Consider the following 22,343-nt stretch of genomic DNA (forward strand, 5'->3'; position numbering starts at 1 on the left):
TCCCTTTTCGGAAGATTATTTTGGATTGACGAACTTGTAGGCGCCGCTATGGCGAATGTCCGCATTGATTTCGATGGAGGCGATGGACTCGGGGGTAAGGCGGATCTCTTTTCCGTTGCCGAGCGCTTTCCACAGCTTCAGCTTCTTGCGGTAGACTTCGTTTTTCAAGTTGTAAATATCAAGGCCATACTCTAACCCCTTCTCGAACGTCTGGCGGATATCCTTCTCGATTTTTTCGTTGAGCAGGCGGCGAAGTTCGGCCACCTTCACATTTTCCAGCATTTCATCCAGGTGTCCGGACACTTTCAGCTTGATGCGAAAGACGGGCTGGTTGTTCTTCATGGTGACTTGAACCGAACTCACCGGGTAATACATGGACAGGATGGCCACCGGCTTTTTTTCCGGGCCGATGACGACGGGCGCCCGCGCCGTTTTCCGTGTCAGCCAGCGCAGGCCCATCAGATCTCGCCATGACATCCACTTTTTATTTTCCCCGTTCACGATAATATAAGCTCCGTTGATGAGGTACTGTCCGCTCGGCTTTCCATTCTGAACCCATTGCGTATCCTGCGTGACCAGTGACGGAAGGAGAATGGACGAAGTCGGCTCTCCCAGCTCCGACGTCACTTTCTGCAGCGGAACCGGGGCGATGAAGGAACTCTGCTGATACACCTCCTCCGGGTGATGAAGCAGAGATGTGATTGGCGATATATTGAACACATTCGTGACTGAGAGCAGCTTGTCCAAGGGCTCCTTCGTGCCGAACACCCATGGCGTATAACGAACCTCACGGTATCTGCGAAGCGCGTCCATCATATGATTGATATTATGCTTCATCGCTCTCTCCGTAATGATAAGAGCGGATGTATGCTCGAACAGTACGCGCAGCGGGGAAATGTTATAGATATCGTTAATCGCCATGTCCAGCGTAAAGCCTGTGCCCCGTCCGACCCAGATTGGAGCAGGCTTGTTGGCTTTGGTCTCCTGCTTGGCGACGTTCGTGAAGTCGAGGGATTGCGTGTAGATGACGTATTTGCCGCCCTCGTAATCGATGCCGAGAGCCGCAATATAGTTAATGTCCTGAATATTTTTGGAGTCCCAGCAGCCGGACAGAACGAGAAGCAGCATAGCCGCGAGCGGAAGAATAATCAACCGATTCCATACGGCATTCATCTCAAGAATCCTCCCCCTTTCTCGAATTGTCCTGGCCTCGGGTCAAGTCATAGGAACGGTATTTGTCGATATTGAGCGGCACGCGAAGCAGCGCCTTCCACATATCTCTCCAATTGGGCGGCGAGACGGGAGAGAGGTACGGAATGCCGTAAGACATAATCGATGACAAATAGAGTAAAATGGCCATCACCGACAAGAAGAAGCCGAACATCCCCAGCAGCGAGCTGGCCAGCAGCACGCCAAGCCGCAGCACGCTAACCGTTCCGCTCAGAGATTGATTGATCAGGGTGAAGGTAGCGACGGCCGTGACGGCGGCGACCACCAGCGTAGTCGGAGAAGCGAGCCCCGCACGGATCGAGGCGTCTCCCACAATCAAGCCGCCGACGACGGCCAGCGTCTGCCCTACGGCCTTAGGCAGCCGAATGCCGGCCTCCCGGAACAGTTCGAACATCCCCAGCATGAACAGCAATTCCATTGTGGCAGACATCGGCAGGCCCATTCGGGCCGTCGACACAGTGGCCAGGAGCGGGAACGGGATCTGCTCCACATTGTAGGCGATAAGAGCGAGCCAGAAGCCAGGCATGAAGATGGAGATAACAAGCCCGAACAAGCGGATGATGCGCTGGAAGCCGACGAAAAAAGTCGGAAAATGAACATCCTCCGGCGACTTCAGGAGCAGCCACAGGCTGGAAGGCCCGATGAGCGCCATAGGCGAGCCGTCGACGAGGATGACGAATCTTCCGCGGCTCAGCGACTCCACCACATAATCGGGGCGTCCAATGTAATCCATCAGCGGGAACATGGAATAATTGGAGTTCAGCATCAATTCGCCCAGTTGGGAGCTGCCGACGATTATATCGGTATCAATCGCATGAAGCTGCTTCCTTACGATATCGACCAGATCCGGCCGAATGACATCCTGCATGTAGAGCAGGCCGACCTCGGTCTGCGAGCGCCTCCCGATAATAAACGTCTCATAGTTCACGGACTGGGTGCGAAGACGCTTGCGGACGAGCGCCACATTCGTTGCCAGATTTTCCGTAAATCCATCCTTCGGGCCTTTGATGGAGACTTCTGTATTGGATTCTTCCGGCTGCCGTTCCGGCCGCTCGGAAATATCGATAAAGTAGACTTCATTGTCGCCATGCACATAGACGAGCAGCTCCCCGGTGAACAGCTTCCGTTCCATCTCTGTCAGGCTCGCTCCCGGGGGCATGGGAAGCAGGGGGATGAACCGGTTGCGCGCGATCGCCCGAGATACGGACGAGGCCTCCTGCAGCATGCGCTGCAACGCCGGCACGACAGCCTGATTCAACTGCTTCATATCGGTCATTCCGGAGCAGTAGAATAAGGTGAGTTTGAACGGCTTTGCAGCCGGACCGAATTCGTAATTCTCTGACTTGATATCGGAGCATTCCGCGAAATAATCGCGAATGACTTTGAGCGTAAGCGGAGAAGAAGGTGACGAATTGGCGCTCATGTCTGCAGCCTCCTTGCTTATAAGTCTTTGGGGCGCGGCTTCGTGCCGCGCCGGGAACGGAACCAGTTCAGCAGTGCCAGGAACAGGGATAACAGGGTGAAGCCTGCGGTTGTTCCGGGCAACACGAATAATTCAAGAGCTTTGAAAAACAACATATCGCTTAGATGCAAATTGACGGCAATCAGCAAGGTCACTCCCGAAAATACGCACATCAGCAGCCGATGGTAAAGCGAATGGAGCGGAAGCAGTTCCACGATCAAAAAGAGCATGAATGAAATGCGTATAAACGCGCCCGACATCCATTGATAAATGGACAAGAAATCGACATGCTCAATATATTTGGTGACGGTAACCAATCTCCACTGCTCGAATGCCGGGTATCGGATATTGACAGCTTCTTTGATGCCGAAGTTCGTAATCGATCCGATCAGCGGCCCGATCGTCAATCCGCCTAAAATCAAAGCGAGCGCGGCGATACCCCAGAAGCGTGGCGTCTTGGAAATCCGGTGCTGGATAAGCACCAGGAGGAACAGTTCAGCCAGGCCCGCTCCGATGTACAGCGTTCCGCGTACCGCCGGCATATATCCGTGCTCGAACAGCGGGAACATTAAGGTGTAGTCTTTATATTTAGCGTTGGCGAACATGATGAAGTAGCCGAACAGGAGGACGAACGGAAGAAGGATCCCCGAACAAACGGCAATGGATCGCAGGCCGGCCAGCGCCCCGAAAATACAGAGAAGCAGAAGCGCCAGCGTCACCACGAATAACGGGGTTTGCGGCAAATACGATGTTTTGGTCCAGTTCACGGTATCCTTCACCGTAACGAACGCGCTGATCCACAAGTACAGCCCGAGAACGGCCGTAACGGACCAGGCAACTGCAGGGCCGAACCTCTCCTTCATCCAAGGGAACAACGCTTGCTGCCCCTTGGCCTTCAGCAGCCTCTGGAGCAACGGTATCCAGCTCAGAACGATAAGCATCAGCATAATAACGCTCAACCATCCGTCACGGCCCGCTTGCTGAAGCAGGATCGGAATAATGATGACATGATTGAGGAGCCCGGTTGACAGCATCATGATGAAGCATAATTGAAGATAGGTGATAAACTCCGAGCCGCGGTTCATGAAGATCATCCTTTTTTGGGTCTGATTGACATCCTTAGAATGAGCCGGCCAGGAAAAAATTAATCATAAAACGGTAAAAGATATAGCCAAAAGAGACGGTTCCGGCTATAATACAGCTAAATAACTTAAAGGCAATGCTACCGGACAGGTACAACCTCGTGATTTTTTCGCGCTGGCTGTGCCTTTTTTTGTTGTCTGGGCCATGCCTTCGGTTATGGCAGATTGAGATGAATGCACAAGGGAGTGGGCACATGCAGAAGGAAGCGGTCTATCATCGATCCAAGCTGAATTGGTCGTATGCCTACGATCGCGAGACGATCCATCTCCGGCTCCGCACGAAGCGGGATGATGTGGTGAAGGCGGAAGCGATCGTGGTGGACAAATATGCGTTCAAAGATTCGACCGAGTTTATACCGATGCATATTTTTGCGTCGGATGCGTTGTTCGACTATTGGGAGGCGGCATACCGTCCGCCGTACCGGCGGTTGCGCTACGCGTTCCGGATTCAGGGGAAAGACGAGCAGGCGTATTTGACGGAACGCGGTTTTTTCGACGACTTGCCTTGGGACTACTTCGAATCGTTCGAGTATCCGTTTCTCCATCCGAATGATATGTTCGAGGCCCCCGCCTGGGTGAAGGAGGCCGTATTCTATCAGATCTTCCCGGAGCGGTTCGCGAACGGCGATCCCGCCAACGATCCGGAGAAGACCGAAGCATGGGGCGGCGAACCGAAGCCCGGCAATTTCTTCGGCGGCGATCTGCAAGGGGTTCTGAACCATCTCGATTATTTAACGGAGTTAGGAATTAATGCCATTTACTTTACGCCTATCTTCGAAGCGACCACGAACCATAAGTACGACACACGGGATTATTTGAAGGTGGACAGGCACTTCGGCACGAATGACAAGCTGAAGGAATTGGTCGAAGCGTGCCATAAGCGGGGAATCCGGGTGCTGCTGGACGCCGTGTTCAACCATGCCGGCCGCACGTTCCCTCCGTTCGTCGACGTGATGGAGAAGGGGAGCGACTCCCCGTATGCGGACTGGTTCTATGTCAAAGACTACCCGCTGCGCGTCGTCGACGGCAAGCCGACCTATGAGACGTTCGCCTTCGAGCCGTTGATGCCGAAGCTCAATACGAGCCATCCGGAGGTAAAGCGGTATTTGCTGGAGGTGGCGAGATATTGGGTAGAGGAGATCGGCATTGACGGCTGGCGGCTCGATGTGGCCAATGAGGTCGATCATCAATTCTGGCGCGAATTCCGGCAAGTCGTCAAGCAGGCGAATCCGGACGCGTATATTTTGGGGGAAATATGGCATGATTCGATGATGTGGCTGCAGGGGGATCAGTTCGATGCCGTCATGAATTACCCGTTCACGGATGCGGTGCTGAACTTCTTCGCCCGGCAGACGACGGACGCCCGCGAGTTCGCGGATTCCATCGGATCGATTCTGGCCAGCTACCCGCAGCCGGTGACGGAAGTGTCATTCAATCTGCTCGGCAGTCATGATACGCCGCGCCTGCTGACGCTCTGCGAGGGAGATGTCCGCCCGATGAAGCTGGCGGCGCTGTTCCAGTTCACTTATCCGGGTACGCCTTGCATCTACTATGGAGACGAGATCGGCCTCGCTGGAGGAGCGGATCCGGGCTGCCGCCGCTGCATGGCATGGGATGAAGCGGAGCAAGACCGCGATCTGTTCGCTTTCTACCAGCGCATTATCGCGCTCCGCCGCCAGCATGAGGCCTTGCGATCCGCGCGCATTCGCTTCCGGCATGCCGAAGCGGAAGGAAGAACGTTGATGTATGAATTAACGGGCTCCGATGCTGCCTTCCTGATCGCGATGAATGCAGGAGAGGCTCCGGCCGGGCTTCGGCTGGAGACGGGAACGGGAGCAGAGGGATCATGGTCGCTGGAATACGGAGAAGGCTGCCGCATCGCCGCCAAGCCGGACACGCCGGAGTTGGCCTTGGATGGCTACGGTTTTGCGGTCCTTCGCATGAAAAGCAATATTGACAATGGCCAATGAAAACGTATACAATGCAACTAAGACAGACGACAATTTAAGGGCAATGCTTTCGGCGGCTTAGCCGAACAACCCCGGTATTCTCTTTGAGCTTGAGTGAAGAGATGCCGGGGTTATTTTGTTTAACGATGTCCCAGGGGAGGCAGTGCCGGTTAAGGGGATGATGTGAACGGGAAGGGGTCCTTCGTCCATTTGTGCAATCGTTTGAATGAATCGGGCAATGAGGCAGGCCGATGCGGCTCGCTGTCTTAACTAACAACGAAGCGGATGATGTGCACAAGATATAAAATCGGTTGTTTTCACAAGGTAATTTTTATGATTGCAAAGCGGGTTTTGTCATTTTCATCATTTGTGCAAATGTTCATCTCTACAGATCTTTCATTTTTTTCTTAAAATGGATCTTATATGGAATTTTAAGCATGAAAACAAAAAAGAAGAGATGATGCGTCGAAAAAAACAAACGTTTGCACGAAAGCACGACTTCATCGGAACCAATTACGGAGAGGGGTATGGACATGAAGGGGAAAAAGCTTGGCAGCTTGTTCATCGTAATGCTCATGATGTTGTTGATGATTTCGGCGTGCGGACCGCGGCCGGATAGCGGGACGCCAGCGGCAGAGGAGCCGGCTGCACAGGGCGAGGCCAATGATACCGGTCCTGGCGGCGGTGCGGCTGGCGAGGAGGAACTTGTTCCCGAGCCCGGAGCGAAGCTGGTCATCTGGGAAGGGCCGGAGCAGAAGGAGTTCCTGGAGACGATGGCCAAGGAGTTCACGGAGAAGTATGACATTCCGGTCGAGATCCAGGAGATTGGATCCGGCGATCAGATGGCAAAGGCGAAAACAGACGGTCCAGCCGGACTCGGAGCCGATATTATGGTGCTGCCGCATGATCATCTGGGAGAAGCGGTAGCTGCGGGGCTCGTCATGCCGAATGATTTCTACGCGGAAGACACGATGAAGAATTTCGCGCCGGCCGCGGTGGAAGCGGTCTCATTGGACGGCATCATCTACGGCTATCCGCGCAATATGGAGACCTATTTGCTCTACTATAACAAAGATTTGGTGAAGGAAGAAGATCTGGCCTCGTGGGACAGCATTATCGAGTTCGCGAAAAACTACAACGATGTGAAGGCCAATAAGTTCGGATTCTTATATGAAGTCAACAACTTCTACTACAACTACGCCTTTATGGCCGGCAACGGCGCTTATGTCTTCGGCAAGAACGGCACCGATCCCGCCGATATCGGTCTGGATACGCCGGCTGCGGTGGAAGCGTTCCAGTTCTTCCAGAGCTTGCGCGAAGCGATTCCGATTAAGGCGGCAGACGCGAGCGGAGACGTCAAGACAAGTCTGTTCCAGACCGGCAAGCTGCCGATCAATATGGACGGCATCTGGCAGTTGGGCAACTTCACGAAGGAGAAGCTCGGCTTCGAGGTCGGCGCGGCGCCGCTGCCTCCGATGCCGAACGGGAAGGCGCCGAAGCCGTTCCTCGGGGTCAAAGCCTACTTCGTAAGCACCTTCTCCCCGTATCCGAATGCGGCGAAACTGTTCATCCATCATGTGACCTCGCAGGAAGCGATGGTGAAGAACTACGAGCTCTCAGGCATCATCCCGGCGCGCAACGGCATGGAGAACGAACCGGTCATCCAGGCGAATCCGAATGCGCTGGCGTTCCTGGAGCAGTTCAAAAACGTCGAGGCCATGCCATACATTATTGAAATGCGCTCGGTATGGGGACCGTTGACCGCTACGCTGGAGCCGATCTGGGATGGCGGCAATGTCGAGGCCATTCTGAAAAAAGCGGTGGAGGATGTCAAGACCGCGATTGCCCAACAGGGCTGATAAGATCGATCATCACTTCGAGCGCCGTCACCTCCCGCTTGCGGGCGGGTGACGGTCTCATTCATCGGGGGGATTGACTCATGAACAGACACCGCGGCCTTGCCGCCGTGCTATCCGCCCTTATCATGGGCGCTGGTCAGATCTACAATCGGCAGTTGGGCAAGGGCCTCGTTCTGTTGGCTATGTACGCCGGGGGACTATATTTTGCTTTCCGGAATCTAGGGCATGCGTTATGGGGCCTGGCTACGCTCGGGGAACGGAAGCAGGAGTTGAAGCTGGTCGGCAAGGTATATCAGCGGGTTGCCGGGGATCATTCCATCTTTCTGCTCATTGAGGGGCTCATTGTCGTATTTGTCGTCATCGTCTTCATCATGCTCTACATCTACAATATTCGGGACGCGTACCGGAACGGAGCGCTGCGGGAAGCCGGCGGACGGCCGCATACGTTCGCGCAATCATTGAAGCATGTATTCGAGAAAAATTTCGCCCAGCTTATTCTGTTTCCGCCGCTCTTATTCGTGTTTTTCTTCAGCGTGCTGCCGCTCATATTCAATATCTTGATTGCATTCACGAACTACTCTTCGCCGAAAAATCTTCCGCCCGCGAATCTGGTGGATTGGGTCGGGTTGTCCACCTTCAAAGACTTGTTCGCGCTGAGCGCCTGGGCCAAAACGTTTTATGGCGTGTTCTCCTGGACCGTGGTATGGGCCATCCTGTCCACCGTGACGACCTTCTTCGGCGGCTTCGCGGTCGCCTTGCTCGTGCAGCAGCCGATTACGCGCTTCAAGGCGATGTGGCGCACGCTGTATATGCTGCCGTTCGCGATTCCGGGCTTCGTCTCCCTGCTCATCATGCGCAATATGTTCAATGCGCAGTTCGGGCCGGTGAACCAGTATTTGCGCTGGCTCGGACTGGAGGGGCCGAATTGGCTCTCCGATCCGGTCTGGGCGAAGGTGACGATTCTGCTCGTCAATCTCTGGCTTGGCTTCCCGGTGTCGATGCTGCTCATTATCGGGATATTGACGACGATTCCGCGCGATCTTTACGAGGCCGCAGAAGTCGACGGGGCATCGCCGTTCCAGAAGTTCCGGAAGATTACGTTCCCGAGCGTCATGTTCTCGCTTGCGCCGATTCTGATCGGCCAGTTCGCCGGGAATTTCAACAACTTTAACGTCATCTATTTGATGACGAACGGGCGGCCGGCCAATAGCGACTACCAATTTGCCGGCGAGACCGATATTTTGATTACGTGGCTGTACAATCTGTCGATTAACAACGGCAAATATAATTTCGCCGCGGTCGTCAGCATTATCATCTTCGTCATTCTCGCTTCGATCTCGTTATGGAATTTCCGGCGCACGCGCTCGTTCCGAGAGGAGGATGTTTACCGATGAACCGATGGAAAAAAAAGACCTGGTCCGTCATCACTCATATCCTGCTTGTTCTTATCGCTCTGTTCGCCCTATATCCGGTGATCTGGGTAATTCTGTCCTCCTTCCGGCCGGGGACATCCCTGTTCAGCGAATCGCTGATCCCGGATCGGCTCACGTTCGAGCACTACCGCCAGCTGTTCATTAAGTTCCCGTTCGCCGACTGGTATGTGAACACGATCAAAATCGCGGTCGTCTCGATGGTATTCAGCACCTTGTTCGTCCTGCTGACCGGTTATGCTTTCTCGCGCTTCCGCTTCTATGGACGCAAAGGAATCATGAGCTTCCTGTTCATACTCGGCATGTTCCCTTCTTTTATGAGCATGATTGCCGTGTACATTTTGTTGTTGAACATGAACCTGCTGAACAAGCACTCGGCCTTGATGCTCGTCTATTCTGCGGGCGCAGCGATGGGGTATCTGCTGGTCAAGGGCTACTTCGATACCATTCCGAAAAGCTTGGAAGAAGCGGCGCGGATCGATGGCGCCAACCATCTTACCGTGTTCTTCCGCATTTTCCTTCCGCTGTCGCGCCCGCTGATCGTTTTCCTCAGCGTGACCTCGTTCGCCGGCGCCTTCAATGACTTCATCTTCGCGCAGATGGTGCTGCGCACGAAGGAGAAGCAGACGCTGGCCGTCGGGCTCTACAGCATGGTCAGCGATCAGTTCGCGACGCAGTTCACCGTCTTTGCCGCGGGCTGCGTGCTCGTGGCGCTGCCAATCACGATCCTGTTCATGTCGATGCAGCGCTTCCTGGTCGAAGGTCTGACGGCGGGAGCGGATAAGGGATGAGGCCGGGGAGCAGACCATGCGGGCATCGCCGGGACACGGCCGGCTTCCTCCGGCGGACGCTGGGCGCTTTGGTTGGGATCTGTCTGGCTGCGGCGCTGGCTGCGGGCTGCGCGTCCACGGAGCCGGAACCGGAACGCGATCCGCCGGTTGACAGAGCGGCGGTCCAGCCTGGGGATAGCGCAGGAGGCACATCCGTCTTCGTCCTGGACCGCGCCCAGCCGGCGATGGGAAAGAGCCGGGGCGTCTTTTACGAGATCTTCGTCCGATCCTTCCATGATTCCGATGGCGACGGCATCGGCGATTTGCGCGGCGTCATTGAACGGCTCGATTATCTGCAAGAACTCGGCATTAAGGGCATCTGGCTGATGCCGATCCATCCGTCGCCGAGCTATCACGGATATGATGTCACGGACTACTATGAAGTGAATCCGGAGTACGGAACGCTGGACGATTTCCGGACGCTGACGGAAGCGGCGCATGAGCGCGGCATTGAAGTGATTATCGATCTGGTCGTCAATCATTCGAGCAGCGAGCACCCGTGGTTCAAGTCCGCACGGGAGGACAAGAACAGCCCCTACCGGGAATGGTATACTTTTGCAGACGGCTCCCGCCCGGGGGAGTCCCAATTGGGGGCCTGGGGGCAGCAGGCGTGGCATGGAACGGGGGAGAACAAATATTTGGGGATTTTCTGGGAAGGGATGCCGGATCTGAACCTGGATCATCCCGATGTGCGCGCCGAGATGATCAAGATCGGACAATTCTGGCTGAAGCAGGGCGCGGACGGATTCCGTCTCGATGCGGCGAAGCATATCTACGAAGACTTCCAATCGTCGGTCAACAATCCCGATGTGGTGAAGAAGAATCAGGCGTGGTGGCAGGAATTCCGCCGCGGTCTCGACGAGGCCGATCCCGAGGCGTATCTGATCGGGGAGATATGGGATGCCGCCAGCGTTGTCGGGCCGTATCTGGATCACGCGCTCGATTCGGGCTTCAACTTCGATCTGGCGAAGATGCTGGTCAACGCCGCCAAGCTGGAGCGCGCCTCCACGATTCCGTCCGTGCTAAGCAAGACGTATTCCTTCTATAGCAAGCAATCGGACGGCGTTTTCGTCGATGCCCCGTTCCTGACCAATCACGATCAGAACCGGGTCATGAGCGAGCTGGACGGCCATGCGGAGCGGGCGAAGATGGAGGCCTCGCTCTTGTTGACGATGCCAGGGAATCCGTTCATCTACTATGGAGAAGAGATCGGGATGCGCGGGGTGAAGCCGGATGAGCAGATTCGCGAGCCGCTGCTATGGTCCTCCGACAGCAAGGCGCAGGGACAGACCCGCTGGCAGCCGTCGAAGCATGCGAACGGCGTCGTGCCAGTCGAGGAGCAGCGGAAGGATCCATCCTCGCTGCTGCGGCATTACCAGACGATGATCGCGTGGCGCAACGAGGAGCCGCTGCTGGCCGATGGCGCGATCCTGCCGTATGCGGGCGTGCCGAATGAAGTGCTGGCCTTCATTCGCCTCAATGAGGATGATCAAGTGCTCGTCCTTCATAACTTGTCCGCCCGCGAGCAGACCGTCGACCTCGGTGCCCGCCCGGATCTGCCGTTCCGGGAGATCGTCCGCTCGACGAAGGAGGAGGCAGCGCTGCGCGGCGGCGTCTTGACGCTGCCCCCGTACAGCTCCGTATTGTTGAAATAAAGCGGACATTTTGAAGAACCCCGATATTATTAAAGAAGGGAATGGAAGGATTGTGGATGCAAGACGAAGGAGGAAGCTGTTATGTCCGTAACGATCATCGATGTCGCCAAGCGAGCGGGAGTCTCTCCTTCGACGGTATCGCGAGTCTTATCCAACCACCCTCGGATCAGTGCCAAGACCGCGCAGCGGGTCCGCGAAGTGATGGCCGATCTCGGCTATCATCCGAACGTGATGGCGAAGAGCCTGGTCTCCAAAGTAAGCAATACGATTGCCGTGCTGCTTCACCGCCCGGCGGAGGAATTATTTCTGAACCTGTTCTTCTCCGAAGTGATGCGCGGCTTGGTCACGCAAGCGAGCCGCGCGGGCTTCGATCTGCTGATGACGACGGGCTCGACGGAGCAGGAGGAGCTTGAGGCTGTCACCCGGCTGGTCAAGGGCAAGCGGGTTGACGGGGTCATCCTGCTCTATTCCCGGCGCAACGACCCGATCGTAGCGTTCCTGAAGGAGCAGCAATTTCCGTTCGTGCTTATTGGCCGCAGCGAGGAGCATCCGGATATTTTATCCGTCAATAATGATAATCGGCAGGCCGCCTATGACGCGACCTGCCATCTAATCGATCAGGGGCACCGCCGCATCGGCTTCGTAAGCGGTCCTTCGAATCTCACGATCTCGAAGGATCGAATGGAGGGATATCAGTCCGCGCTCAGGGAGGCGGGCATTGAAGGCCGGCCGGAATGGATTGTGGAAGGCGAGTTCCTGCAGGAGAGCGGCTACCGGGCCATGTCGTTCTTCATGAGCCTGCCGGAGCGCCCGACCGCGCTGGTCGCTATCGACGATGCGGTCGCTTTCGGCGTGCTGCGGGGCTTGGTCGAGCTCGGCTACCGGGTGCCTCATGATCTGAGCCTCGTCAGCTTCAACAACGTTCCGCTGTCTGAGCTGGCGACGCCGCCGATTAGCTCGGTCGATATTGGCATCTATCAACTGGGCTATACCGCATCCCAGACCTTGATCCGGTCGATCAAAGGCGAGCCGATGCAGAATCGGCTCATCATCCCTCATCGGCTGATTGTGCGCGAATCCTCTTTGCGAATGATCAAGGAATGAGATCCGTTGAAAAGACCCGAGCTCGGCTTGGCGATGACCAAATGAAAACACGCATGGAAGGCTGACCCCGGCGTATTGCCGGAGTCGGCTTTTTTATATGGAAGACATGCGGACTCATGCCGGGCAGATGAATAGGATGATTGGCAACGATGCATAGTACTTACAGGTGATCACAAATGTGGAATGCGATAATATCCTATTTTCCAGGCTGGGAAATATGGCTCCAGGCGGCGATCGGGCTGTGCGTGCCCTATGGAATCTCCCTGGCCCTAAGCAAGACCAAGCATCCGGAACAGGAGGGATCAGAGCAGGAGGGCGGAGCAGAAGACAATCCGGATTTGAATTTTGCGGGTGATCTGCATGCCGACAGTGCCCGGATCCAAACTTATTTTCAACACCAAAGCGACTTTGATTTGCGCATGTTTTGCCTGGGGAAGTCGGATCAGCAGGCAGCAATCTTTTTCATCAAGTGCATCTCGGATAAGGAATTGATTGAGACGCATGTCTTGAAATCACTCATGACCGATTTGGCGCTGACGGAGGGCCGTCCGGAAGCCCCCAAGCCTCCGTATTCCAAGCAATTCATCGTGCGGCATGCGTTAACGGTCAGCGGGGTGGAGGAAGTGAACACGTTGGACAAGGCCGTATCGGAGATGCAGCGGGGCAACACCGTGCTGTTACTTGATCAGTGTCCTGGGGCGCTTGTTCTCTCGACGCGAAAAGTATATGGGCGAAGTGTGGAGGAACCGCCGTCGGAATTATTGGTACGAGGGCCGCGTCTCGGCTTCAATGAGAGCCTCGAGCAGAATCTTGCCTTGCTGCGGCAGCATGGCAACAACGATAACCTGGTTCTTGACTGTGTGCCCGTCGGCAGGCGGGTCAAAAGGGAACTGCTGATTACCTATGTTGCCGATATCGCCGATCCCAATCTTGTCCGGGAGGTCATGGCAAGAATCAAGCGCCTCGATCTGGACGACGTTCAGGATACCGGGTATATCGAGCAAATCGTGGAGGATAACTTCCTGTCTCCGTTCCCGCAGGTGCAGAGCACGGAGCGGGTCGACCGCGTCCTCGCCGCCTTGCTGGAAGGGCGAGTGGCGCTCATCTTGGACGGAACCCCGTTCGCCCTGATTGTTCCGGTCACCTTTAATATGCTGCTGCAGACCCCGGAGGATTATTATGAACGCTGGATGCCCGTCACGCTGCTTCGCATCCTTCGTTATTTTGCGGCATTTATTTCGATGTTCGGCCCATCGTTATATATTTCTTTCATTTCCTTCCACCAAGGATTGATTCCGACGAAGCTGGCGCTGTCGATCGCCGAGACGCGGGCGGGGGTGCCGTTCCCGTCGCTGATCGAAGTGTTGATTATGGAAGTGGCCCTCGAAATATTGCGGGAAGCCGGTCTCCGCCTGCCGAAGCCAATCGGTCAGACGATCGGCATTGTCGGCGGCCTGGTCATAGGCGAAGCGGCGGTCCAAGCCGGGATCGTGAGCCCGATCATGATTATCGTCGTGGCCGTGACCGCGATATCTTCCTTCGCGATTCCGCAGTACAACGCCGGCATCTCATTGAGGATGCTCCGCTTTGGCGCCATGTTCTTTGCCGCCGTACTCGGCCTGTATGGCGTCGTGCTGTTCTTCCTGGCGCTCTGCAGCCATCTGGTGAAGCTGAAGAGCTTCGGCCTCCCTTACGTGAGCCCGGCGGCCCCTTACCGTCTCCGGGATTGGAAAGATTACTTCGTGCGGGCGCCGCTGCGCTGGATGACCCGCCGGCCGAAGATGCTGCATGTCCAGGATCCGGTACGCAAAAAGGAGCAGGAGGAATGAAAAGCGTGAAGATGGGCGGAGAACAGGGGATCACGACGCAGCAAGCGGCCGTATTCGTCGGCAACTTCATCCTGGGGGTCGGCATCCTGACGCTGCCCCGGCAAGCGGCCGAGAAGGTGCAGACGCCGGATATTTGGCTTTCCGTCATTCTCGGCGGGCTGCTGGCGATGCTGGCCGGCATCATTCTCGTCAAGCTCGGAGAGTATTTTCCGGGGCGAACCTTCTATGAATACAGCGAATCGATTGTGGGCAAATGGCTCTCCCCAATCCTCAACCTCGCCGTGATTGCTTATTTTATCGCCACGTCCGGACATGTGGTACGCTCGCTGGCTGAAGTGACGGTCTTGTTCCTGCTGGAAGGGACCCCGCGGTGGGCCATCATTCTGTCCTTTATGTGGGTCGGGCTTTACCTGATACTGGGGGGGCTTTCCGCTATCGGCCGATTGTTCGCGATCATTTTTCCCATTACGGTGATTATCTTTGTCGTCATTGCCGCGATGAGCTTCAAAATCTTCGATCTGGGCAACCTGCGCCCAGTGCTTGGACTGGGTATCATGCCTGTATTGAAGGGCGTCAGAACGACAGGACTGTCGTTCACCGGATATGAGATCATGCTCATTTTGCAGGCGTATATGCTTCGCCCCCGGCAAGCGGCCCATGCGGTGGTGTTCGGGGTATCGATTCCGCTTCTCTTCTATGTCACGACGGTCGTCATGGTGATCGGAGCGCTATCGGTGGAAGGCGTGATTAGCCGCGCTTGGCCCATGATCACCTTAATCCGGAGCTTTGAATTTCCGGGCATTTTTTTCGAACGGTATGAGTCGCTGATGCTTGTCATCTGGATTATGCAAATTTTTGCAACGTACGTCATCACGCATTACGCGGCAGCTCAGGGGTTGGCCATCATGTTCAACACAGAGCTTCGCCCGTTTCAGTACGCGATGATTCCGATCGTGTTCATTGTCGCGATGCTTCCGAAAAATATTAATGATCTTTTCCAGTTCGCCAATACTATCGGGAATACCGGAATCGTGCTGTTCGGCGCGCTGCCTGTCGTACTGCTCGGGATTGTGAAGCTGCGGGGTGTAAGAAATGGGCAAAAGACATAAATGGAGGCGGGCGCTGTCATGTGCAATGGTTGCGCTGCTCTTCCTGACCGCAGGGTGCTGGAGCGCCAGGGAGATCGAGGATCTGGGAATCGCGATCGGGACCGCGGTCGATATCGGCAAGGAGACGAAACTCCAGCAAAGTCTGGAGGAAGAGGGCGGCGATTATTCGAAAAAAAACATGCTGACGATGACCTACCAAGTCGTCGAGCCCGGGGGCGGCGCAGGGGCGGGAAAAGGACAGCCGGGCACTCAGAAAAAATACCGCAATATTTCGGTAACGGGGGATTCACTCCATGAACTGACGCGGGAAATCGCCTTGAGCCGCGCCCGCCCTATTTTCGGCCAGCATCATAAAGTCATCGTCCTCAGCGACAAGCTGGCTCGGACGCACAGTTTGCGCCAGCTGCTTGATTTATTCATGCGGGAGCAGGAATTTCGGCCGAGCTGCCGCCTGTTCATCAGCAAGGGAGAGGCACGCAAGACATTGGAGCTCAAGGACCAAACCGTGTTCCCCGCCATGCGGCTGACCGGGATCAGCGACAACCAGTACCGGAACAGCCGGCTGCTGCCGCCGATGCCGTTAACGAAGGTGCTTCACGAGATCAATGCATCGTCCAGCTTCCTGCTTCAGAACCTCATTACGGCGGAGGGAGAAGTGAAGCTGGCCGGGGCTTCGGTCATCTATGGCAAGACCGGGAAGCTAATCGGATTTCTCGATGAGGAGCAGTTGGAGGCCGTCAACTGGATCACCGGAGACATCAAAGGCGGTGTTGTCAAGTCCCATGACAAGAGGACCGGGGACATCTTCGTCTATGAGATAACTTCCCTCAAGAGCGATATTCGCTCACGTATCGAGAGGGGCAGGATTGCGTTCGATATCCGGATCGAGTCGGAGGGCAGGCTTGCCGAGCAGTGGTCGAGCGAGCGGGACGATTTCGACTCCCGGTATCTCCAGCAGGTCGAGGCGGACGCGGCGAAGCAGATGGAAGCCCGCATCGCCGACATGCTGCATAAGGTGCAGAAGGAGTACCGGGCGGATGTCCTTCGCCTGGGCGATCATGTCCGCATTCATTATCCCCGCTTGTGGACGAAGTGGAAGAAGGATTGGGATGAAATCTTCGCGGATGCCGAGATCCGGTGCAATGTGAGGCTGAAGGTGAAGGAGTTCGGCACGACGAGCATCAAGGCCAAATAAGAGGATAGGCCGGCATGGCGCATGAGGGCGGATCGGAAAAGTTTCCACGCCCTCTTTTTGGCGCGTCCTTCGGCTGTTCCCGCCGATTCGGAGCGAACTTTGCTGCGCTGCATGGGCCATTTTTTGTTCGCTTTTCTTCTATCTTTCGTTGATTTTGTGTAAACTGAAAGGATACAGAATGCGGCCTTCTCCTTGAGAAGCCGTGAAAGTGGAGGTACGTGCGCTTGTCACAACTGGGATTATCCGTTAAGACATTCAACCGTGTAACCGAGCAGATGAAGCGCCGTTTTCGCTACGCGACTTTGGAACAGGGCTGGCGCTATTACCGCAAGCGGGCCGTGTTGGGTATGGCGGCCGAGGAACAGGCCGGCGGCGGGGAAGAGCCGGATCAGTGGATAGCGGCCGAAGTGTATGAGACGAAGCGTTACCGCGTCCGGTTCAACTGCACCGCCGTCAAGCGTAGCCAGTGCACCTGTCCGGAGGAGGGCGGCTGCAAGCATATGGCCGCCGTCTATTTTCAGCTGTGTGACGAGCTGGGGAAGAAGCCGGAATTGTATCTGGCTGAATTCCGCCAGGTTTATATCGAAGAGGAACGCCAACGCATGGTGCTGCGCAAGCGGGCCGAGCATAAGGCGGAGCTCGAACGGCGCAAGAAGGCTTGGCAGATGAGTCTGTCTCCGTCGGCTCCGGCTCAGGAATGGCATGATTTTTTCCATCGAAAATATAGCAAGCCCTTCACCGATTACCATTCTCCGGTGACCGATATCGCGGCCTGGGCTCAAAATGAATTATACCGCGAGGGAGAACGCTTTCCCGGTCAGGTTGTTCCGTTATACCGCATGCATGTCCTGCTCTTCTTGCTGCGGCAGCTGTCCATCCGATACGGCCAAGGCAGCTCCCGGGGCTATCCGGGCCGGGACGCTCCGGCTGCGGAGACGGTCCGGCCCTATATGGAGGAGCTGCGGCGGCTGGCGGAGTCTTACGATCCCTGCGCTACCCCTGCCGCTTATGAGCCTCATGTCGCCGCCCTGGGCGAGATCGCGGAAGCGGTGGCCTTATCCGAGGAGGAATCTGCGGTCGACGGACTGGACGTGCTCGCCCTGCTCTGGTCGACCGTGTTGAACCGGCCGGACTGGATGGAGGAGGGGCACCGCAGGCTGGAACGGATGCTCGTTCCCGTCTCGTCGCTCCGTCCGCGGCGCCGGGACGCGATCCGGGTGGCGCTGGTTCATTTGGAGGTGCTGCTTGGTCGCGAAGCCGAGGCGGTGAAGCGGCTGAGCGAACTGACCTACCACAACGATCCCGGACGGTACTGGGGTTATTTGCGCGAGCATGAGCGTTCCGGACGCTACGATCGGATTGTCTGTTGGCTCGGCGCCCTCGCTCCGTTGATCCGCCAGTCCGGCCAGGGCTCCGATTTGGAGCAATACTGGGAATTTTGGAAGCGGGTCTATGAACGGATGCCGGACAAGGACGGTCTGGAAGCGCTCGTCCTTTCTTTGCTGCCCGGCATTTCTCCGCACTTGTCTTCCTTTTTGCTGGAACAGGGGCGGTACCGCGATTGGGCGGAAATTCAATTGCTTCAGCGGGTCTCGCCCGCAGATATCGCGTCCGGCGAACTGGAAGCGGTGGAACGGGCCGCTCCGGAGCTGCTGCTGCCGTTGTTCCACCAGGCGATTGAGCGCCATATCGAGGAACGGACGAAGGAGCATTACCGCGAGGCGGCCCGCTTGCTTCAACGGTTGAAGCCGCTCTATGAAGCCTGCGGCTCGGCCGGGACATGGGAGCTGTTCATGGTGCGGTTCGCGGCCCGCTACGCCCGCTTGCGGGCGCTGCACAAAGAGTTACGAGAAGGAGCGCTCTTGACATGAAGGAACAGGGAGCTTGGAAGGTGGAATGCCTCTCTCGCCGCCAGGGCGGATTTCTGCTTCATCACGGGGAGTTCAGACGGACTCTGCGGACGTTCAAGCATACGCTGTTCGGCTGGCACCGGCCTTCCTTTTACGGCACGATGCTGGACGAGGCGGAGGAAGGCCGCGTCCTGGGCATTGCCGTCTCTCCCGTCATGCTCCTGGAGCTGGCGGAAGAGCCGATCTCCGTCCGCTGGGCGGGGATTGCATGGGGAGACAGCTTCCGCATCGCGGCGTCGGCCGCCCATATCTATGCGGAAGTGCTGCGGGACGGCCGCTACCGGCCGTCATTCGACTTGTGGAAGCAGGGCAAGCGCGGCTGGGATCTGCAGCTGACGATGGAAGAGCGTCTGGCTCTGGAATCGTTGGAGCAAGAGGCGGTCTCTCTCGGGGATCCGGGCTTGTCCGGCTGGTTCGACGTCCTGATGGCGGACGCTCAGGCTCGCCGTGACGATCATCCGGACGTATGGCGGATGATCGCGTCGGTTCGGCCGGGCATCGAGACGCTGCGCCTTCCCGAACGGGCTGCGGCCTGGTGGGAGGAGGCCGACTGGCTGGAGGCGATCGGCTGGGTAAGGGACGAGACGCCGTTCCGCCTTATGCTGCGGCTGGACGAGCCGGAGGAGGATCGCGGCCCGTGGAGGCTCCGCGTGCTGCTCCAAGACAAGGAGCAGCCGGCCGTCCAGTTGGCCTGCGCGTATATGCCCGAAGGCCGGGGTTACCGGGCTGACGCCGCGGAAGGCGCGTTCCCGGAGGCGTGGCAGCCTTATGTCGACAGCCGGGTACACCATGAGACGGACAAAATCGTCCGTCTCCTCCCCTGGCTCGCTCCGGAGGAGGGCGGCGGGCTGAAGACCCTGCTCACCGAGGCGGAGGCATGGCAGTTCCTGGCGGAGGGCAGTCTTATTCTGACCGATGCGGGCATTCTGGTCGCCGTGCCGGCCTGGTGGCAGCGCGCGCGCCGCTTGCAGACGCGGCTGAAGGCGAAGCTCACCGGGAACGGCTTCGCCGGGACGTCCTATATCGGACTGGAGCAGATGATGCAGTTCGATTGGAAGCTCGCTATCGGCGACTCCCAGTTCACGGAGGAGCAGTTCCGCGCCCTGCTTGAAGAGGACCGGCGGTTAATTTATCAGAATGGACAATGGGTGGCGCTGAATCCGGAGGAAGCGGCGCGGATACGGCGCATTATGATGAAGGCCGAGCGGGAAGGCTTGTCGCTGGGCGAAGTGCTGGAGCTGCAGCTCACCGCCGACAAGGAGACGCTGGAAGACGAGGATCCGCTGCAGCGGAAGGATGCGCTTCGGCTTGAGCTGGAACTGAACAGCTATCTTCAGACGTTCATCGATAAGCTGAAGCATCACGATTCCATTCCGCTGTGCGAACCGCCTGCGGGCCTGCGCGGCCAGCTGCGCAGCTATCAGCTCCAGGGGTTCTCCTGGCTTGCCTTCATGCGGCGGTTCGGGCTGGGCGCCTGTCTTGCCGACGACATGGGGCTGGGGAAGACGATTCAATGGATTGCTTATATGCTCCGCATTCAAGAGGAGGAGCCGGAGAAGGCTCCGTCCCTTCTCATCTGCCCCACCTCGCTGATGGGGAATTGGCAGAAGGAGCTGGAGCGCTTTGCGCCGAGCTTGAAGGTGCATTTGCACTATGGGCTTGATCGGGCCAAGGGAAAAGGCTTTGCCGCTGCGGCCCGTCAGGCGGATGTCGTGATTACGACGTATACACTCGCGCTCAAGGATCGGGAGGAACTGCGGCAGATCGTCTGGAGCTCGCTCTGTCTCGACGAAGCGCAAAATATCAAGAACCCCTATGCGAAGCAATCGGTGGCCATTCGCAAGCTGCAGGCCAGACACCGGATCGCCTTGACGGGGACGCCGATCGAGAATCATTTGACCGAGCTGTGGTCCATCTTCGATTTCTTGAACCCGGGCTATCTGGGGTCGCTCTCCCATTTCCGCCAGACCTACATCCTGCCAATCGAGCGCACCCGCGACAAGGAATGGATGCAGCTGGTGCAGCGGCTGGTGCAGCCGTTCCTGCTGCGGCGCATGAAGAGCGACCCGGACATCCAGCTCAATCTGCCGGAGAAGCATGAGGCGAAGGTGTATGTTCCGTTGACGGCGGAGCAGGCGTCCTTGTACGAGCAGACGCTGCAGGATCTGTTCGCGCCGATCGAGCGGATGGAGATGTTGGAGCGGCGCGCTCATATTCTCGCCGCCCTCACGAAGCTGAAGCAGGTGTGCAATCATCCCGCGATGCTGCGCAAGGAAGGGCCGGCCGGATGGAGGCCGGAACGCTCGGGCAAGCTGGTCCGCCTGCTCGAGATGCTGGAGGAGCTTCGCTCGGAAGGCGAACGCTGCCTCATCTTCACTCAGTATGCGGAGACGGGGCGCCTCCTGCAGGCGGTGCTGGAGCGGGAGACCGGCGAACGGGTGCCATTCCTTCACGGCGGCGTGCCGAAGAAGGAGAGGGACCGGATGGTGGAGCAGTTCCAGGGGGAGAGCCCCGTAGACGCCGGGCGCGCATCGGCCTTCATCCTCTCGCTGAAGGCCGGGGGAACCGGCTTGAATCTGACGGCGGCGAATCATGTGTTCCACTATGATCGCTGGTGGAATCCGGCGGTCGAGAATCAGGCGTCCGACCGGGCATACCGCATCGGCCAGACCCGCAACGTTCAGGTGCACAAGCTCATTGCGCTTGGCACGCTGGAGGAGCGGATCGATGATATGATCGAGCAGAAGCTCCAGCTGAGCGAGCAGGTGATGAGCAGCGGCGATAAATGGATTACGGAAATGTCCACGACGGAGCTGCGCGAGCTGTTCGCCCTGCGGAGTCATTGGATGGAATAAAGGAGGCGTCCCCGCTTTAGGATGGGGGGCGCCTTTTTGGCATGCTTGCTGCGGATGGCCTTGCTCTCCATACTTCCTATAGTGGAGTGGCCATCGGTGCCAATCCTGCAAATTTACAGTATTTTATGTCCACGTCGGGCCTTTTCACGGAAATTCCTGCTGGATTGCAGGATTTCGCCTATTTTAGCGTGGCCGGAGGTGAAGCGGGCTGAAATTGATGTAGTTTTGCAGGATTTCCTTTCGGGGATTTTGGTCGCTGATAAATTGCTGCACTTGTGCAGCATTGGCGGGGGCGGAACGGAAAGGGGCGTTCTCCAAGTCCGAAGGCAAGGGACAAACGCGGATGTTTTTGTATACGGACCGTTCATGATGATGGCTGCCTGACTTAGCGGTATAGAGCAAAGTGTTGTTATCCGGTGTTGGTCTGCATAACTTTCCTTTTTTTACAAAACCTAAGCAGAGTTCTTGTTCACGATCCCGGAGCACCCGATGCCGGACTGCTGGCGATGCTAGGGCCGCCGGAGCCGCCAGGGTTGCCGATGCCGGACCCGCCAGGGTTGCCGATGCCGAAGGCCCCAGGGGTGCCGAGCCCGGCCCCGGTAGGGCCGGCAATGCCGGCAGCGCCAGGGCCGTCGATGCGGCCCTGCTATGGCCGCGGATGCCGGAGGCCCCAAGGGTTGCCGATGCCGATACCGGCGCCCCAAGGGAAACGGCTTGTGAACGCCCCTAGGGGATAAGCATCAAGGGGGCAGGTAGGAGAGGGACAAGCAAAAGGAGGATGCAG

The 22,343-nt window shown here is 57.1% G+C and carries 15 protein-coding genes; 12 read left to right on the forward strand and 3 right to left on the reverse strand.

All coding sequences use genetic code 11. The annotated features are described in order from the left end of the window. Nucleotides 1-15 precede the first annotated feature (15 nt). The 3 genes from L6439_RS01690 to L6439_RS01700 are packed head-to-tail and all read right to left on the reverse strand — an operon-like array spanning nt 16 to nt 3,777. On the reverse strand, nt 16-1,173 hold the full coding sequence (locus tag L6439_RS01690; protein WP_213468704.1) for a Ger(x)C family spore germination protein: 1,158 nt from the start codon (nt 1,171-1,173) through the stop codon (nt 16-18). Between the two features lies 1 nt (nt 1,174). Beyond that, nucleotides 1,175-2,653 carry a spore germination protein gene (locus L6439_RS01695; protein ID WP_213468705.1) on the reverse strand — a complete coding sequence of 493 codons (1,479 nt, stop codon included), beginning with the start codon at nt 2,651-2,653 and terminating at the stop codon, nt 1,175-1,177. A 17-nt stretch (nt 2,654-2,670) separates the two neighbouring features. Further along, the gene (locus L6439_RS01700) at nt 2,671-3,777 is read right to left on the reverse strand and encodes a GerAB/ArcD/ProY family transporter (RefSeq protein WP_237096707.1); all 1,107 of its coding nucleotides are present in this window, start codon (nt 3,775-3,777) and stop codon (nt 2,671-2,673) included. A gap of 251 nt (nt 3,778-4,028) precedes the next feature. On the opposite strand from L6439_RS01700, the gene L6439_RS01705 reads away from it, so the two are divergent. From L6439_RS01705 to L6439_RS01760, 12 genes are all read left to right on the forward strand, one after another. After that, nucleotides 4,029-5,804: a glycoside hydrolase family 13 protein gene (locus tag L6439_RS01705; RefSeq protein WP_213468707.1), complete on the forward strand. Its 1,776-nt coding sequence runs from the start codon at nt 4,029-4,031 to the stop codon at nt 5,802-5,804. Between the two features lie 512 nt (nt 5,805-6,316). Next, entirely contained in the window at nt 6,317-7,642 is a 1,326-nt protein-coding gene (locus L6439_RS01710) for a sugar ABC transporter substrate-binding protein (RefSeq protein ID WP_237096708.1), read from the forward strand. Nucleotides 7,643-7,722: 80 nt separating this feature from the next. Beyond that, nucleotides 7,723-9,036, forward strand: coding sequence for a carbohydrate ABC transporter permease (locus L6439_RS01715; protein ID WP_213468709.1), 1,314 nt, complete (start codon nt 7,723-7,725; stop codon nt 9,034-9,036). Beyond that, nucleotides 9,033-9,863: a sugar ABC transporter permease gene (locus tag L6439_RS01720; RefSeq protein WP_213468710.1), complete on the forward strand. Its 831-nt coding sequence runs from the start codon at nt 9,033-9,035 to the stop codon at nt 9,861-9,863. The genes L6439_RS01715 and L6439_RS01720 overlap by 4 nt, the downstream gene beginning before the upstream one ends. Then, nucleotides 9,860-11,557: an alpha-amylase family glycosyl hydrolase gene (locus tag L6439_RS01725; protein WP_237096709.1), complete on the forward strand. Its 1,698-nt coding sequence runs from the start codon at nt 9,860-9,862 to the stop codon at nt 11,555-11,557. The genes L6439_RS01720 and L6439_RS01725 overlap by 4 nt, the downstream gene beginning before the upstream one ends. A gap of 81 nt (nt 11,558-11,638) precedes the next feature. Beyond that, nucleotides 11,639-12,661: a LacI family DNA-binding transcriptional regulator gene (locus tag L6439_RS01730; protein ID WP_213468711.1), complete on the forward strand. Its 1,023-nt coding sequence runs from the start codon at nt 11,639-11,641 to the stop codon at nt 12,659-12,661. Between the two features lie 176 nt (nt 12,662-12,837). Continuing rightward, nucleotides 12,838-14,490 carry a spore germination protein gene (locus L6439_RS01735; protein WP_213468712.1) on the forward strand — a complete coding sequence of 551 codons (1,653 nt, stop codon included), beginning with the start codon at nt 12,838-12,840 and terminating at the stop codon, nt 14,488-14,490. Next, the gene (locus L6439_RS01740) at nt 14,487-15,599 is read left to right on the forward strand and encodes a spore germination protein (RefSeq protein ID WP_237096710.1); all 1,113 of its coding nucleotides are present in this window, start codon (nt 14,487-14,489) and stop codon (nt 15,597-15,599) included. Before L6439_RS01735 ends, L6439_RS01740 begins: the two co-directional genes overlap by 4 nt. After that, entirely contained in the window at nt 15,583-16,794 is a 1,212-nt protein-coding gene (locus L6439_RS01745; protein ID WP_237096711.1) for a Ger(x)C family spore germination protein, read from the forward strand. The genes L6439_RS01740 and L6439_RS01745 overlap by 17 nt, the downstream gene beginning before the upstream one ends. Nucleotides 16,795-17,012: 218 nt before the next feature. After that, nucleotides 17,013-18,665: an SWIM zinc finger family protein gene (locus L6439_RS01750; RefSeq protein WP_237096712.1), complete on the forward strand. Its 1,653-nt coding sequence runs from the start codon at nt 17,013-17,015 to the stop codon at nt 18,663-18,665. After that, nucleotides 18,662-21,559 (forward strand): DEAD/DEAH box helicase, encoded by a 2,898-nt coding sequence (locus tag L6439_RS01755; RefSeq protein ID WP_213468714.1) that lies wholly within the window; start codon nt 18,662-18,664, stop codon nt 21,557-21,559. The genes L6439_RS01750 and L6439_RS01755 overlap by 4 nt, the downstream gene beginning before the upstream one ends. Before the next feature lie 41 nt (nt 21,560-21,600). After that, complete coding sequence (locus tag L6439_RS01760; RefSeq protein ID WP_213468715.1) at nt 21,601-21,771, forward strand: hypothetical protein; 171 nt, start codon at nt 21,601-21,603, stop codon at nt 21,769-21,771. Nucleotides 21,772-22,343: the final 572 nt, after the last annotated feature.

Source organism: Paenibacillus dendritiformis, assembly GCF_021654795.1.
Classification (GTDB): Bacteria; Bacillota; Bacilli; order Paenibacillales; family Paenibacillaceae; genus Paenibacillus_B.

Excerpts from the sequence above, each read along its gene's own strand:
- L6439_RS01715 (WP_213468709.1), top strand. The coding sequence starts at position 7,723 with ATGAACAGACACCGCGGCCTTGCCGCCGTGCTATCCGCCCTTATCATG.
- L6439_RS01740 (WP_237096710.1), top strand. The coding sequence starts at position 14,487 with ATGAAAAGCGTGAAGATGGGCGGAGAACAGGGGATCACGACGCAGCAA.
- L6439_RS01755 (WP_213468714.1), top strand. The coding sequence starts at position 18,662 with ATGAAGGAACAGGGAGCTTGGAAGGTGGAATGCCTCTCTCGCCGCCAG.
- L6439_RS01710 (WP_237096708.1), top strand. The coding sequence starts at position 6,317 with ATGAAGGGGAAAAAGCTTGGCAGCTTGTTCATCGTAATGCTCATGATG.
- L6439_RS01725 (WP_237096709.1), top strand. The coding sequence starts at position 9,860 with ATGAGGCCGGGGAGCAGACCATGCGGGCATCGCCGGGACACGGCCGGC.
- L6439_RS01745 (WP_237096711.1), top strand. The coding sequence starts at position 15,583 with ATGGGCAAAAGACATAAATGGAGGCGGGCGCTGTCATGTGCAATGGTT.
- L6439_RS01705 (WP_213468707.1), top strand. The coding sequence starts at position 4,029 with ATGCAGAAGGAAGCGGTCTATCATCGATCCAAGCTGAATTGGTCGTAT.
- L6439_RS01690 (WP_213468704.1), bottom strand. The coding sequence starts at position 1,173 with ATGAATGCCGTATGGAATCGGTTGATTATTCTTCCGCTCGCGGCTATG.
- L6439_RS01695 (WP_213468705.1), bottom strand. The coding sequence starts at position 2,653 with ATGAGCGCCAATTCGTCACCTTCTTCTCCGCTTACGCTCAAAGTCATT.
- L6439_RS01735 (WP_213468712.1), top strand. The coding sequence starts at position 12,838 with ATGTGGAATGCGATAATATCCTATTTTCCAGGCTGGGAAATATGGCTC.
- L6439_RS01720 (WP_213468710.1), top strand. The coding sequence starts at position 9,033 with ATGAACCGATGGAAAAAAAAGACCTGGTCCGTCATCACTCATATCCTG.
- L6439_RS01730 (WP_213468711.1), top strand. The coding sequence starts at position 11,639 with ATGTCCGTAACGATCATCGATGTCGCCAAGCGAGCGGGAGTCTCTCCT.
- L6439_RS01700 (WP_237096707.1), bottom strand. The coding sequence starts at position 3,777 with ATGAACCGCGGCTCGGAGTTTATCACCTATCTTCAATTATGCTTCATC.
- L6439_RS01760 (WP_213468715.1), top strand. The coding sequence starts at position 21,601 with ATGCTTGCTGCGGATGGCCTTGCTCTCCATACTTCCTATAGTGGAGTG.